We start from the raw sequence: 12369 nt of genomic DNA on the forward strand, positions 1-12369 counted from the left end.
GCGATGTCGTGGCCGGTGGGCCCGGGACGATGAGGTGGGGTAAGCATGAACGCGCCGTACGACGGTGACCACGGCCAGGGCGCGGCCGGCTCGGGCCACCCCGCGCCACCGCCCGAGCCCGGCCAGGTGCCGCCGCAGCACGCTGCGGACATGTACTTCCAGGACGCCTACGAGCAGGACCCCTACCGGGCGCACGACCTGGCCGCCCAGGATCCGGTCGCCGAGGCGCTGTACGACCGCGCCGCGCACCCGCCGCCGCCCCCCGGGTCGTACGAGCCGCAGCAGCAGCCGTACGCACCGCCCGCCCAGTCGCCCTACGCCCCCGACCCGCGGGTGTGGGCGCAGACCCCGGCGCCTGAGCCGGGGGCCGCCTCCCCGTACCTGCCGTACGGCGACGACCCGCGCACCACGCAGTTCGTGGGCGTCGACGACCTGGTCGCGCACTCCGGCGAGGAGTACCACGAGCCGGACGCCTTCGCGCACCTCTTCAAGGACCAGCAGCACAGCGGCGGGCACCAGCCCATGGACCCGCCGGCCGCGGCCGGACCGGGCGGGGTGCACGGCGCCGCCGGCCAGTACCCGCCGGCGCAGGGCCACAGCCCGCGGCAGGGCTACCCGTACGCCGGTGCCGCCTACGCGGCGGGTCCTTCCGCCGCCGGGTACCCGGGGCAGTCGCCGGTCCCGGCCCCCGCCGCCGCTCCCGACCCCGCCGGTTTCGCCGGCTCCGTCGAGCCGGACGCCACCGCGGTCGCCGACGCCCCCGCGGCCCCCGCCAAAAAGGGCGGGCGGGCCGCCGGGCTGATGAAGTCCAGCGCCGTCATGGCGGCGGGCACGATGGTCTCCCGGCTCACCGGTTTCGTCCGCTCCGCGCTGATCGCCGCCGCACTGGGTCTCGGCTTCCTCGCCGACTCCTTCCAGGTGGCCTACCAGCTGCCGACGATGATCTACATCCTCACCGTCGGCGGTGGTCTGAACTCCGTGTTCGTGCCGCAGCTGGTCCGCTCGATGAAGGAGGACGAGGACGGCGGCGAGGCCTTCGCCAACCGGCTGCTGACCCTCGTGATGGTGGCGCTCGCCGCGCTGACCGGGCTCGCGATGTTCGCCGCGCCGCTGCTGGTGCGGCTGCTGGCCAATCCCGTGGCCAGCAATCCGGCGGCGAACGAGGTCGCGGTCACCTTCACGCGCTACTTCCTGCCCTCGATCTTCTTCATGGGCATTCACGTGGTGATGGGTCAGATCCTCAACGCGCGCGGGAAGTTCGGCGCGATGATGTGGACCCCCGTCCTGAACAACATCGTCATCATCGTGACGCTGGGCATGTTCATCTGGGTCTACGGCACCGCCGCCAACTCCCACATGGACGTCACCAGCATCCCGCCGGAGGGCCAGCGGCTGCTCGGTGTCGGTGTGCTGCTCGGCCTGGTGGTCCAGGCGCTGGCGATGATCCCCTACCTGCGCGAGACCGGCTTCCGGATCCGGCTGCGCTTCGACTGGCGGGGCCATGGCCTGGGCAGGGCCGCGATGCTCGCCAAGTGGACGGTCCTGTTCGTCCTCGCCAACCAGGCGGGCGCCATGGTCGTGACCCAGCTGTCGACCGCGGCCGGCGCGGACTCCGGCGTCAAGGGCACCGGTTTCGCCGCCTACGCCAACGCCCAGCTGATCTGGGGTCTGCCGCAGGCCATCATCACCGTGTCGCTGATGGCCGCCCTGCTGCCGCGCATCTCGCGCTCGGCCTCCGAGGGCGACGCGGGCGCCGTCCGCGACGACATCTCCCAGGGCCTGCGCACCACCGCGGTCGCCATCGTGCCCATCGCCTTCGGGTTCGTCTCGCTCGGCGTCCCGATGTGCACGCTGATCTTCGGCTCCGCCGGTACCGGCGCCGCCACCAACATGGGATACATGCTGATGGCCTTCGCCCTCGGCCTGATCCCCTACTCGGTGCAGTACGTCGTCCTGCGTGCCTTCTACGCCTACGAGGACACCCGTACCCCCTTCTACAACACGGTCATCGTGGCCGCGGTCAACGCCGGCGCCTCGGTGCTCTGCTACTTCCTGCTGCCGCCGCGCTGGGCGGTCGCCGGCATGGCCGCCGCCTACGGCGTCGCCTACGCCACCGGAGTGGGCGTCGCCTGGCGCCGGCTGCGCAAGCGGCTCGGCGGGGACCTGGACGGGGCCCGGGTGCTGCGCACATACGCCCGGCTGGGCATCGCCTCGGTGCCGGCCTCCCTGCTCAGCGGGGCGACCTGCTACGGCGTCGGGCACACCCTGGGCCTGGGCGTCGTCGGCTCCTTCGCCGCGCTGATCGCCGGCGGTGCCGTCCTGTTCGGCGTCTTCTTCGTCGCGGCCCGCCGGATGCGCATCGAGGAACTGAACTCGCTCGTGGGCATGGTGCGCGGGCGCCTGGGTCGGTGAGGCGGGGGTAGGCGCACAACCATCGTCCGACGCCGTGTGTCGTGCATAGCGGCGGACTGTGGGCACAATTGGTTTCGGCGTCGGACAGCGTGCAACGGATGGGGAGGCAGGGACGACGGTGGCGGAACGGAGCACGGCTGCCGTCGACGTGGCAGACAACAGCGGTGAGCAACCGCTGACCGCCAAGGCGGACCAGTCCACGGCCGACGGGGTGGCCAAGAACCCGGAGCGGGACACGGACAGCGACGAGACACAGGGAAGCGGCGGTACCGAGGGTCCCGGACGGAAGGCCTCCCCTCCGGAGTTGCACAGCGGTCACAAGCTCGCCAGACGCTACCGACTGGAGGAGTGCGTCACCCGTCTGGACGGATTCAGCAGTTGGCGTGCGGTCGACGAGAAACTGCGCCGCGCCGTCGGCGTCCATGTCCTGCCCGCGGACCACGCCCGGGCCCGTTCCGTCCTCGCCGCCGCCCGTTCCTCCGCGCTCCTCGGCGATCCGCGCTTCGTCCAGGTCCTCGACGCCGTCGAGGAGAACGACCTCGTCTACGTCGTCCACGAGTGGCTGCCCGACGCCGTCGAACTGTCCGCCCTGCTCGCCGGCGGCCCGCTGGAGCCGCACGACGCCTACCAGATGGTCAGTCAGGTGGCCTCCGCCATGGCCGCCGCGCATCGGGAGGGCCTCGCCCACCTGCGGCTGAACCCGAACGCCGTACTGCGCGCCTCCACCGGTCAGTGGCGCATCCGCGGCCTGGCCGTGAACGCGGCGCTGCGGGGCATCAGCTCCGAGACCCCGCAGCGCACCGACACCGAGGCGATCGGCGCCCTGCTGTACGCGGCGCTGACCCAGCGCTGGCCGTACGAGAACGACGCGTACGGCCTGTCGAGCCTGCCCAAGGACATCGGTCTCATCGCACCGGACCAGGTACGGGCCGGAGTCCACCGCGGCCTGTCCGAGCTGGCCATGCGTGCCCTCGCCAACGACGGAGCCACCGCGTCGCGGCACGAGGCGCCGTGCACCACTCCGGAGGAGCTGGTGAAGGCGATCGGCGAGATGCCGCGCATCCGCCCGCCGGAGCCGGCGTTCACGGCTCCGCCGGAGTACCAGCGCACGACCTACCAGCAGGGCACCTACGGCCGCCAGACACCGCTTCCCGGTGCCACACAGCCCATCGTGCCCCCGCCGCCCCCGCTCCAGAGCCGGACCGGCAAGGCGCTGAAGTGGGCGGTGTCCGCGCTGCTCATCGCCGCGCTGGGACTGGGCAGCTGGCAGCTGGCGGACGCGTTGATGGACCGGGCGGACAAGTCGGACGACACCAACAACACGCAGACGCAGGACAGCGGCGACAAGAGCCCCGCGAAGCCGGTGTCCGACAAGCCGATCGCGATCCGGAAAGCCCGGGACTTCGACCCGTTCAGCTCGGACGGTTCGGAGAAGCCGGGTGACATACCCAAGGCGTACGACAACAGCCCGGCCACCTACTGGCAGACGGACTTCTACCTGAGTCCGAAGTTCGGCAACTTGAAGTCGGGCGTCGGCATCATCCTCGACCTCGGCAAGACGCAGCACGTCGGCAAGGTGACGGTCACGTTCGTGGGCCAGACCTCGGTCGAGCTCCGGGCCGCTGGCGCCGACGCCAGTTCGCAGCCGACATCGTTCGACGCCTACGACAAGGTCGCCGACGGCTCGGGCACCACCGTGGTGCTCAAGCCCGGCAAGGCACTCCAGAGCCGGTACCTCCTCGTCTGGCTGACCGAGCTGCCGGCGGACACGGACGGCACCTGGCGGGGCCGGGTGGCGGACATCAAGGTGACCAGCTGAGACACGGAAAAGGGTGGGGCCTCCCCGGATGACGGAGGAGGCCCCACCCCTTTCCGTGTCCGGTCCGTCGACCGGCCGCCGGGCGGGTCGAGCGCCCTTGACTGCCCCCATCCGACAACAAAAACTGTTGCCGTCGGGGTAAGGCCGGGGCGAGAGGTGATCACATCGACACCGAGGTGACGGACGCGGACCTGCTCGCCCGCCACGTGCGAGGCGACCCCGAAGCCTTCGGCGAGATCGTACGGCGCCATCGGGACCGTCTCTGGGCCGTCGCCCTGCGGACCCTGGGGGACCGCGAAGAGGCCGCTGACGCGGTCCAGGACGCCCTCGTGTCGGCCTACCGGGCCGCCCACACCTTCCGAGGGCAGTCGGCGGTCACCACGTGGTTGCACCGGATCACGGTGAACGCCTGTCTGGACCGGGCCCGTAAATCAGCCTCACGGAAGACGGCTCCGGTCGACGACACCGAGCGGCTGGAGCACCTGCTGGAGCCGCACGAGTCCGCCTCGGCACCGGCCGAGCGCGAAGACCTGCACCGCCAGCTCCTCGAAGCACTCGGCACCCTCCCGCCGGAGCAGCGGGCGGCTCTGGTCCTGGTGGACATGCAGGGCTATCCCGTGGCGGAAGCCGCACGCATCCTCGACGTTCCGACAGGAACGGTGAAGAGCCGGTGCGCCCGTGGCCGGGCCAGGCTGCTGCCCCTGCTCACCCATCTACGGCCCGAAGGCTCCGGAGACGCACGATCGGGTGGTGCGGGGAGCGGGAGAGAAAGCGGTCCGGAACGGAACCTGGGCCGGAGGTCGTCCGTCCCACCGGCGCCGGGGTCACCGCACGGGCCCCCCGAAGACAGAGGACCGAACGATTCAGCCGTAGTGAAGGGTGGAGGTGGGCGAGCGTGACATCGACGACGGACACGGCCGGACACCCGGACGTCGTGGAGATCTCCGACCTCACCGAGGGCCTGCTTCCGCCGGGCCGCAGCAGGGACGTGCGACGCCATCTGGACGCCTGCGGCCTGTGCGCGGACGTGTATGCCTCGCTGGAGGAGATACAGGGCCTGCTCGGATCCGCACCGGAGCCGGAGCCCATGCCGGACGATGTCGCCCAGCGCATCGACGCCGTCCTCGCCTCCGCAGCCGCGTGCGGCGTCGGGGCCGGGAACAGGACGAGCCATGTTTCACGTGAAACATCGCTCTCCCGGGATCATCTCGCCGAGCGTCCTGCCCTGCCCACCGAGCGCCCCGCCGAGCTCTCCACCGACCGACCTGCCGGGCGTCCTCGCGCGGCGGCCGGACCAGGCCGGAAGGGCGCCCAGCGCGGCCGGCGTCGCGGCCGGTTCGTCCTGGGCGCCGTACTCACGGCAGCGGTTCTCGGTACCGGAGGTCTGCTCGTGGCGTCGTTCGGGGACGACCCCGGGCACCCGGCGGCCCACGGGACGTCGACCGCCTCCGCCGGCGCGTTCTCCGGTGACAGCGTGCAGAACCAGGTACGCGCCCTCCTCATCGCGAAGAAGGGGCTGCCTCAAGGCAGCGAGCAGCCTCGGCAGCCTTCCGACGGCCAGGCGAACCCGCCGGGAACGACCGGGCGGCCGAACACCCTGGTGCAGACCGCGGTTCCGGTCCCCGACTGTGTCCGGGGAGCGCTCCACCAGAACGCTGACGTCCTTGCCGCCAAGACGGGGACCTACGCGGGCACGGCCGCCTACCTCGTCGTCGTGGCCGACGCTCGCGACAGCGAGCGGGTCACGGCCTATGTGGTCGACGCGGCCTGTGTACAGCAGCAGACCGGGGCGGCCGGCCGGGTTCTGCTGAAGCAGTCCATGGCGCGTTCCTGAGCCTGTGGGAACGCTTTCCGGACGTCACTCCGTCGGACATTCCCGGGCGCGCGTGTGCCCGGACACACCGGGAATGCGGGGCCCGTAGGATCCGTTGGGTGGGGTGAGAGTCCCGAAAGGTGCTCCGCCCGGTCGACTGACGCAGACCAGAGACGAGGAATCAAGCCGTGAGCGACGTCCGTAACGTGATCATCATCGGCTCCGGGCCCGCAGGCTACACGGCGGCGCTGTACACCGCCCGTGCGTCGCTGAAGCCCCTGGTGTTCGAAGGCGCCGTCACCGCGGGTGGCGCGCTGATGAACACCACCGAGGTCGAGAACTTTCCGGGCTTCCGCGACGGCATCATGGGTCCGGACCTCATGGACAACATGCGTGCCCAGGCCGAGCGCTTCGGTGCCGAGCTGATTCCGGACGACATCGTCTCCGTCGACCTGACCGGTGAGATCAAGACCGTCACCGACACCGCGGGCACGGTCCACCGGGCGAAGGCCGTCATCGTCACCACCGGCTCCCAGCACCGCAAGCTGGGCCTGCCGAACGAGGACACGCTCTCGGGTCGCGGCGTCTCCTGGTGTGCCACGTGTGACGGGTTCTTCTTCAAGGACCAGGACATCGCCGTGATCGGCGGCGGTGACACCGCGTTGGAGGAGGCCACCTTCCTCTCGCGGTTCGCCAAGTCCGTGACGATCGTCCACCGCCGGGACACCCTCCGCGCCTCCAAGGCGATGCAGGAGCGCGCCTTCAGCGACCCGAAGATCAAGTTCATCTGGGACAGCGAAGTCGCCGAGATCCAGGGCGGACCGAAGCTCTCCGGCCTGAAGCTGCGCAACGTCAAGACCGGTGAGCTGTCCGAGCTGCCCGCGACGGGTCTGTTCATCGCGATCGGCCACGACCCGCGCACCGAGCTGTTCAAGGGCCAGCTGGACCTCGACGAGGAGGGCTACCTGAAGGTCGCCGCTCCGTCCACCCGCACCAATGTGACCGGCGTCTTCGCCGCCGGTGACGTGGTCGACCACACCTACCGTCAGGCGATCACCGCGGCCGGCACCGGTTGCTCCGCCGCTCTGGACGCCGAGCGATTCCTCGCCGCCCTCGCGGACGAGGACAAGGCGGAGCCCGAGAAGACCGCCGTCTGACCTTCCCCCCTTCCCCGCCCCACCGCGTAACCAAGGTAAGGAGCCCACTGTGGCCGGCAACCTGAAGAGCGTGACCGACGACTCCTTCGATCAGGACGTCCTCAAGAACGACAAGCCCGTTCTGGTGGACTTCTGGGCGGCCTGGTGCGGCCCGTGCCGCCAGATCGCCCCGTCCCTCGAGGCGATCGCCGCCGAGTACGGCGACAAGATCGAGATCGTCAAGCTGAACATCGACGAGAACCCGGGCACGGCCGCCAAGTACGGCGTCATGTCCATCCCCACCCTGAACGTCTACCAGGGTGGCGAGGTCACCAAGACCATCGTCGGCGCCAAGCCCAAGGCCGCGCTCCTCCGCGACCTCGACGAGTTCATCACCAAGTAATGCTTCGCGTGACCGACTGACGTTTCACGTGAAACACGGATGGGCCAACCCCTCGGGGTTGGCCCATCCGCATGGGACGGCCTGCCGTCCAGGACTACAACGGTCGCAGCGCGGGCTCCTTCTGGACCGCTCCCAGGAGCCGGTCCAGCGCCATCTCCACGTCTTCCTTCCAGGAGAGCGTGGAGCGCAGCTCCAACCGGAGCCGAGGGTGGGTGGGATGCTGCCGGACGGTCTTGAAGCCGACGGCCAGCAGATGGTCGGCGGGCAGCAGACAGGCGGGCTGCTCCCAGCGGGAGTCACCGAACGCCTCGACCGCCTTGAACCCCCGGCGGAGCAGATCCTTGGCGACCGTCTGCACCAGCACCCGGCCCAGGCCCTGCCCCTGATAGCCCGGCAGCACGAGCCCCGTCATCAGCTGGACGGCGTCCGGCGAGACCGGGCTCGTGGGAAAGGCCGTGGAACGCGGGACATAGGCCGGCGGGGCGTAGAGAACGAAACCCGCCGGTACGTCATCGACGTACACGATCCGGCCGCATGACCCCCAGTCCAGCAGGACGGCGGAGATCCAGGATTCCTTCTCCAGCGCGGAGGTGCCCGCCTTCAGCGCTGCCTCGCCGCTGACGGGGTCCAGTTCCCAGAAGACACAGGAGCGGCAGCGGTCGGGAAGATCCTGAAGATTGTCCAGCGTGAGCGGCACGAGCCGACGCCCCATGAAGGCTGTTCCTCGCTTCCTTCGCCCGCCGCATCGCGAGCGGCTCTCTCCACTCCCCGATGCTTCTGCTGTTCCGGTGGATGTGCCCTTCCTGATCGCATCGTATCCACGATCGGTTTCACTCGATACCGCCTCAAAGCAAAGAGCGGGCCGTGTTCCGGTACACACCGGACACGGCCCGCTTCACCGCTCTTCCAGGCTCGAGCGCACTGGGATCAGTCGTGCGTCTCCCCGTCGGTGCTTTCCTGAAGGCTCTTCTGGAGGGCCAGCTTCTCGCCCGGGGCGAGGGAGCTGAGGATCCTTTCCAGATCGTCCGCGGAGGCGAACTCGACGGTGATCTTGCCCTTCTTCTGCCCCAGCTCCACCTTCACCCGCGTCTCGAAGCGGTCCGAGAGCCGGGTGGCCAGTTCGTTCAGCGCCGGGGAGGGAACGGAGCCGGCCCGCGGCCCCCGGGAACGCGAAGCCTTCTGGGGCCGCGAGCCCATCAACGTCACGATCTCTTCCACGGACCGCACCGACAGCCCCTCGGCCACGATCCGGTGCGCCAGCCGGTCCTGCTCCTCGGAGTCCTCCACGGCCAGCAGCGCACGGGCGTGGCCTGCCGAGAGGACTCCTGCGGCCACCCGCTTCTGGACGGTCGGCGACAGCTTCAGCAGACGCAGCGTGTTGGAGACCTGCGGACGGGAACGCCCGATCCGGTCGGCCAGCTGGTCGTGCGTGCAGCTGAAGTCCTTCAGCAGTTGGTCGTAGGCGGCGGCCTCTTCGATCGGGTTCAGCTGCGCCCGGTGCAGGTTCTCCAGCAGCGCGTCCAGGAGGAGCTTCTCGTCCTCTGTGGCCCGGACGATGGCCGGGATGGCCTCCAGGCCGACCTCGCGGCAGGCGCGCCAGCGCCGCTCACCCATGATCAGCTCATAGCGGCCGGGCCCGGTCTGCCGCACCACGACGGGCTGGAGGAGACCGACCTCCTTGATGGAGTCGACCAGCTCCTGGAGGGCGTCCTCGTCGAAGATCTCACGCGGCTGGCGCGGGTTCGGCGTGATGGCGTCCAGGGGGATCTCGGCGAAATGGGCCCCCATCGGAGGCGCCGGCACCTCGAAGGCCGGGCCCTCGGGCTCCTGTGCGACGGGCGGCAGCGTGGCCACCTTCGCTGCGGCCACCCCTCGGTCGCTCGTCAGCACCGGGACGGCCGTGGGGGAGCCGGACGCCGCGCCACCCAACGCCGCCTGGGCCGGGGCCTTTTCGGTCGGGGCCGCCGGAATCAGCGCGCCAAGACCACGGCCCAGACCCCTCCGTCGCTCACTCACTGGATCCCCTCCACCATGTTCCGGTCGTTCTGAGCGCCGATATGGGCCTGGCTCGCGTCATAGCTGATGCCAACACCCCTCAGCGCGATTTCTCGGGCCGCCTCGAGATACGAGAGGGCACCGCTCGATCCAGGATCGTAAGTCAGCACCGTCTGCCCATAACTCGGCGCCTCGGAGATACGGACCGAACGGGGAATGCTCGTCCGCAGCACCTCGTCACCGAAGTGACTGCGCACCTCTTCCGCGACCTGGGAGGCGAGACGCGTCCGGCCGTCGTACATGGTGAGCAGGATGGTCGAGACGTGCAAGGTCGGGTTGAGGTGCCCCCGTACCAGGTCGACATTGCGCAGGAGTTGGCCGAGCCCCTCCAGCGCGTAGTACTCGCACTGGATCGGGATCAGCACCTCGGCACCCGCGACGAGCGCGTTGACCGTCAGCAGGCCGAGCGAGGGCGGGCAGTCGATGAGGATGTAGTCCAGCGGCTGCTCGTACGCCTGGATGGCCCTTTGCAGCCGGCTCTCGCGGGCGACCAGCGACACCAGCTCGATCTCCGCACCGGCGAGATCGATGGTGGCGGGGGCACAGAAGAGTCCTTCGACGTCAGGGACGGGCTGGACCACCTCGGCGAGCGGCCTGCTCTCCACCAGGACGTCGTAGATGGACGGCACATCGGCGTGGTGGTCGATCCCCAGGGCGGTGGACGCGTTGCCCTGCGGGTCGAGGTCGATCACCAGGACGCGACCACCGTGCAGAGCCAGCGAAGCGGCGAGGTTGACGGTCGTCGTCGTCTTCCCCACACCGCCCTTCTGGTTGGCGACCACGACGATTCGGGTCTGCTCCGGCCGCGGGAGGCCTTCGCCCGCGCGGCCGAGAGCCTCCACCGCCAGTTGGGCCGCACGACCGATAGGAGTGTCGTCCATCGGGGGCGGTGTTTCACGTGAAACATCCGCCCCCATCGACTCGGTACGGGGACCGGGGACCGGATCGGTCATCGGTCCCGCGATGTTGGCGTCGGACCGCAAGGATTCACTCTCCTCGACTTCAGGCTCGCGATGAACAGAGCCTCCCATGTCTTCGGGGTGGTGAACCAGTGAGGCCTGGTGTTCTGTGGAGAAATCCACCTCTGTGGACAACTCCGTACCTTCCGAGAGGGACAGGGCCTCCGGTGAGGCAGGGCCTTCTCCCAGGGCGCCGAGAGGCTTGCGGTCGCGAGGTTCGGCCGCAGCGCGGCCACGACTGATGATGCCGTGCAGCAGTGAGCGACGTTTCACGTGAAACACGATGCACAGCGGCTGCGACCGGACCTCTGCGACACTCCGGCTCGCGTGGTTCGGGCAGCTTGTGTGGAGTACGTCTCGTCGTCAGGACGGATCAGTGGGCCCGTCCTGACGACCGAGCGAACGATGGCGCTCTCGGCTCACCGACGCCGACGGGCGCGGCCGGTACGGGCGGCCTTGGCCCTCTTGGCGGCGAAACGCACACCACCCGGGCTCTCGCCGACCTCGACCCGCACCACGGTGGAGAGCGGATCCACCACGCCTTCACCCACATGCAGGATGGACGTCTCGACCGCGCCGAGCTTGCTGAGCGCGGTGGCGGAGGCCTTCAGCTCCTCCTCCGCGGTGTCGCCCTTGAGCGCGAGCATCTCGCCGTACGGGCGCAGCAGCGGGATGCCCCAGGTGGCCAGGCGGTCCAGCGGCGCCACGGCCCGGGCCGTCACCACATGGACGGGCGGCAGCTTGCCCAGGACCTCCTCGGCACGGCCGCGGACCACGGTGACATGGTCCAGACCGAGCAGTTCGACGACCTCGGTGAGGAAGTTGGTGCGCCGCAGCAGGGGCTCCAGCAGGGTGATGTTCAGGTCGTCGCGGACCAGGGCCAGCGGGATGCCCGGCAGCCCGGCGCCGGAACCGACGTCGCAGACCGTGACCCCCTCGGGGACGGCCTCGGAGAGCACCGCGCAGTTCAGCAGGTGCCGCTCCCACAGGCGGGGCACCTCCCGCGGGCCGATCAGGCCCCGCTGCACGCCCGCCTCGGCGAGCAGTTCCGCATAGCGGACCGCATCGGCGAAGCGATCACCAAACACTTCCCGCGCCTGCTCGGGCGCGGGGGGAAGCTCCGCTGCCTCCGTCACGGGGACCGTCCTTCCGTACAGCGCCGGCGCTTCGCGCGCCGACCACCAGAACTACCAGGCTGACAAAGTTCGGCCCCGCCTGTCCTGCTCAACAGACGGGGCCGGTGGAACCTAGGGGCCGATCAGGCGGGCAGCACGACGACGAAGCGCTGCGGCTCCTCGCCCTCGGACTCGCTGCGCAGCCCGGCGGCCTTGACCGCGTCGTGCACGACCTTGCGCTCGAACGGGGTCATCGGCTTGAGCTTCACGGGCTCACCCGTGCTCTTCACGTCGGCGGCGGCCTTGGCGCCCAGCTCGGACAGCTCGGACCGCTTCTTGGCGCGGTAGCCCGCGATGTCCAGCATCAGCCGGCTGCGGTCGCCGGTCTCCCGGTGCACAGCCAGGCGCGTCAGCTCCTGAAGCGCCTCCAGCACCTCGCCGTCCCGGCCGACCAGCTTCTGGAGGTCACGGCTGCCGGAGTCGCTGATGATCGACACGGAGGCACGGTCGGCCTCGACGTCCATGTCGATGTCACCGTCGAGGTCGGCGATGTCCAGCAGACCCTCCAGGTAGTCCGCCGCGATCTCACCCTCCTGCTCCAGGCGGGTGAGGGTGTCTGCACCCTCGGCAGCGGCGGAGGTGGTGCCTTCCGTCACG

11 protein-coding genes are annotated in these 12369 nt (G+C 70.0%); 6 read left to right on the top strand and 5 right to left on the bottom strand.

Features of this window, described 5'->3' with window-relative positions; genetic code table 11:
• The first annotated feature begins 45 nt into the window (after nucleotides 1-45).
• The 6 genes from murJ to trxA all read left to right on the top strand — a co-directional run bounded on the left by murJ (nucleotide 46) and on the right by trxA (nucleotide 7583).
• Entirely contained in the window at nucleotides 46-2412 is a 2367-nt protein-coding gene (murJ, locus tag IF37_RS0103835) for a murein biosynthesis integral membrane protein MurJ (RefSeq protein WP_030736074.1), read from the top strand.
• Nucleotides 2413-2530: 118 nt separating this feature from the next.
• Nucleotides 2531-4231 (top strand): protein kinase family protein, encoded by a 1701-nt coding sequence (locus tag IF37_RS0103840; protein ID WP_030736077.1) that lies wholly within the window; start codon nucleotides 2531-2533, stop codon nucleotides 4229-4231.
• Nucleotides 4232-4395: 164 nt separating this feature from the next.
• Nucleotides 4396-5130 carry an RNA polymerase sigma factor SigM gene (gene sigM / locus IF37_RS41495; RefSeq protein ID WP_079165533.1) on the top strand — a complete coding sequence of 245 codons (735 nt, stop codon included), beginning with the start codon at nucleotides 4396-4398 and terminating at the stop codon, nucleotides 5128-5130.
• Nucleotides 5127-6065 (top strand): anti-sigma factor, encoded by a 939-nt coding sequence (locus IF37_RS0103850; RefSeq protein WP_030736083.1) that lies wholly within the window; start codon nucleotides 5127-5129, stop codon nucleotides 6063-6065. The genes sigM and IF37_RS0103850 overlap by 4 nt, the downstream gene beginning before the upstream one ends.
• Before the next feature lie 167 nt (nucleotides 6066-6232).
• On the top strand, nucleotides 6233-7201 hold the full coding sequence (gene trxB / locus IF37_RS0103855; protein WP_030736086.1) for a thioredoxin-disulfide reductase: 969 nt from the start codon (nucleotides 6233-6235) through the stop codon (nucleotides 7199-7201).
• A gap of 49 nt (nucleotides 7202-7250) precedes the next feature.
• Nucleotides 7251-7583 (top strand): thioredoxin, encoded by a 333-nt coding sequence (trxA, locus tag IF37_RS0103860; protein WP_030736089.1) that lies wholly within the window; start codon nucleotides 7251-7253, stop codon nucleotides 7581-7583.
• Between the two features lie 94 nt (nucleotides 7584-7677).
• On the opposite strand, the gene IF37_RS0103865 is transcribed toward trxA, so the two are convergent.
• The 5 genes from IF37_RS0103865 to IF37_RS0103885 all read right to left on the bottom strand — a co-directional run bounded on the left by IF37_RS0103865 (nucleotide 7678) and on the right by IF37_RS0103885 (nucleotide 12368).
• Nucleotides 7678-8295, bottom strand: a complete 618-nt coding sequence (locus IF37_RS0103865; protein WP_030736092.1) for a GNAT family N-acetyltransferase — start codon at nucleotides 8293-8295, stop codon at nucleotides 7678-7680.
• A gap of 215 nt (nucleotides 8296-8510) precedes the next feature.
• Nucleotides 8511-9599 (bottom strand): ParB/RepB/Spo0J family partition protein, encoded by a 1089-nt coding sequence (locus IF37_RS0103870; protein WP_037855572.1) that lies wholly within the window; start codon nucleotides 9597-9599, stop codon nucleotides 8511-8513.
• A complete protein-coding gene (locus IF37_RS0103875) occupies nucleotides 9596-10669 on the bottom strand; it encodes a ParA family protein (RefSeq protein WP_079165539.1) in 1074 nt (357 codons plus the stop codon). Before IF37_RS0103875 ends, IF37_RS0103870 begins: the two co-directional genes overlap by 4 nt.
• 347 nt (nucleotides 10670-11016) lie before the next feature.
• Entirely contained in the window at nucleotides 11017-11733 is a 717-nt protein-coding gene (rsmG, locus tag IF37_RS0103880) for a 16S rRNA (guanine(527)-N(7))-methyltransferase RsmG (RefSeq protein ID WP_030736101.1), read from the bottom strand.
• Nucleotides 11734-11855: 122 nt separating this feature from the next.
• A complete protein-coding gene (locus IF37_RS0103885; RefSeq protein WP_030736102.1) occupies nucleotides 11856-12368 on the bottom strand; it encodes a R3H domain-containing nucleic acid-binding protein in 513 nt (170 codons plus the stop codon).
• Between the last annotated feature and the right edge of the window lies 1 nt (nucleotide 12369).

The sequence above is a fragment of the Streptomyces sp. NRRL S-31 genome, assembly GCF_000718775.1.
In the GTDB taxonomy this organism is placed as follows: Bacteria; Actinomycetota; Actinomycetes; order Streptomycetales; family Streptomycetaceae; genus Streptomyces.

Excerpts from the sequence above, each read along its gene's own strand:
- IF37_RS0103875 (WP_079165539.1), bottom strand. The coding sequence starts at position 10,669 with ATGGGAGGCTCTGTTCATCGCGAGCCTGAAGTCGAGGAGAGTGAATCC.
- IF37_RS0103865 (WP_030736092.1), bottom strand. The coding sequence starts at position 8,295 with ATGGGGCGTCGGCTCGTGCCGCTCACGCTGGACAATCTTCAGGATCTT.
- murJ (WP_030736074.1), top strand. The coding sequence starts at position 46 with ATGAACGCGCCGTACGACGGTGACCACGGCCAGGGCGCGGCCGGCTCG.